Origin of the sequence: Caloranaerobacter azorensis DSM 13643 (assembly GCF_900129995.1) — a bacterium.
In the GTDB taxonomy this organism is placed as follows: Bacteria; Bacillota; Clostridia; order Tissierellales; family Thermohalobacteraceae; genus Caloranaerobacter; species Caloranaerobacter azorensis.
Genome location: NZ_FQXO01000145.1, coordinates 1 through 1,687 on the forward strand (window position 1 = coordinate 1; position 1,687 = coordinate 1,687).

Below are 1,687 nucleotides of genomic sequence, written 5' to 3' on the forward strand. Positions count from 1 at the left end.
AAATATTTCAATGTGCTAAAAGTATATATAGTAAAGCTAAGTTTGTTTATTATCAAATAGCTGATGGAATTTATGATATTCTGCAAAAAAGCACTACTGGTATTAATAACCTTATTCCAAAATGTAAATCCAAAGAATCACAACAACTAACTCTCTTTGATACCTTGATTTTACACAATTTGAGCAGTTTTGTTATTTAATTTTGGGGAAACTTAAATTTTTTTTATAATTTTATTGTTAAGATTCAGTGTAGATTTAATCTTCACCTTCACTCTTTTCTGCTTCCTTTAATAATCTCTCTAAATCCCGTTTATCAAAATGGTACTTTGTATTGCAGAAATGACAAACTAATTCTGCCTTACCGTCTTCTTTAATTATCCTTTCTAATTCTTCTTTTCCAACACTAACAAGAGCTTCTTCCAATCTTTCTCTTGAACAGTCGCAAACAAAGTCAATATCCTTTTTCTCTAAAATTTCCATCTCAAATTCGCCAAAAATATGAGCTAAAATATCTTCTGGCGTATAACCTCTATCTATTAATGATGATATCGGTTCAATATTATTTAATTTATGTTCTAACTTTGTAATAACTTCATCAGATGCATCAGGTAATACTTGTAAAATAAACCCTCCAGAAGATTTTACACTTAAATCTCTGTCAACAAGTACACCTAATGCTACTGCAGAAGGCTGCTGCTCTGAATATGCAAAATAATGTGTTAAATCTTCTGCAATTTCACCAGTTACAAGGCTAGACCGACCTATATAAGGTTCTCTTAATCCTAAATCTTTAATCACTATAATCTTTCCTTCTCTACCAACAGCCATACCTACATTAAGTTTGCCATCCTCTCTTAACGGCATATCTACATTAGGATTGCTAATATATCCTTTAACTTCTCCTTTACTATTTGCTACTGCTAAAATAGATTTTATAGGTCCATTGCCTTTTATATGAAGTGATACTTTATCTTTATCACCTTTAAGCATAATACCCATTATTGAAGCAGCAGTCAAAACCCTACCCAAAGCTGCCGTTGCCGTAGGTGCAGTTTTATGTATTTGCCTTGCTTTTTCAACCATGTTAGTAGTCGTTGCGATAAAAACTCTTATACTTCCTTTTTTATCTATCGCTCTTATAATATAATCTTTCATAGATATTCATCTCCTTCTGATACTGTTTATCATTATCTATATTAATTTTAATAATTAGCAAATATTAATTAAAAAATACATTTTCAATTTAGAACATCAAAAAAGCCCCTAATTAGGGGCTTAATTGCTACAATGTTAAGAAACTACTTATTATAGTTTGGTAACATTAGTAGCTTGAGGTCCTTTTTCTCCTTGTACTACCTCAAATTCAACTTTTTGTCCTTCTTCAAGAGTCTTGAATCCATCAGTATTGATAGCTGAGTAATGTACGAATACATCTCCCCCATTATCTCTTGTGATGAATCCATAACCCTTAGTTGAATTGAACCATTTAACTGTACCTTTTTCCATTAAAAACATTCCTCCAATACAAAATAAATTACAGATGTTATATGTATAATAACATCATATTAATTTTAACATAAAGGTGTTACATTGTCAAATAAAATCGTCTTTATTCCTTCAATTCGTAATTTAAGATATTGATAAAAAGTGCCGATAAATAATATATGATGCAGATAAGTAGAAAAGA

The 1,687-nt window shown here is 30.2% G+C and carries 3 protein-coding genes; 1 reads left to right on the forward strand and 2 read right to left on the reverse strand.

Annotated elements, in window-relative coordinates; all coding sequences use genetic code 11:
* The coding region (locus BUB51_RS13380) for a hypothetical protein (protein WP_207647540.1) at positions 1 to 200 on the forward strand (200 nt) is incomplete at its 5' end.
* A 55-nt stretch (positions 201 to 255) separates the two neighbouring features.
* Here the strand turns inward: BUB51_RS13380 and hslO are convergent.
* Positions 256 to 1,155 carry an Hsp33 family molecular chaperone HslO gene (gene hslO, locus BUB51_RS12545; protein ID WP_073198183.1) on the reverse strand — a complete coding sequence of 300 codons (900 nt, stop codon included), beginning with the start codon at positions 1,153 to 1,155 and terminating at the stop codon, positions 256 to 258.
* A 150-nt stretch (positions 1,156 to 1,305) separates the two neighbouring features.
* The gene (locus tag BUB51_RS12550; protein ID WP_035164535.1) at positions 1,306 to 1,506 is read right to left on the reverse strand and encodes a cold-shock protein; all 201 of its coding nucleotides are present in this window, start codon (positions 1,504 to 1,506) and stop codon (positions 1,306 to 1,308) included.
* Positions 1,507 to 1,687: the final 181 nt, after the last annotated feature.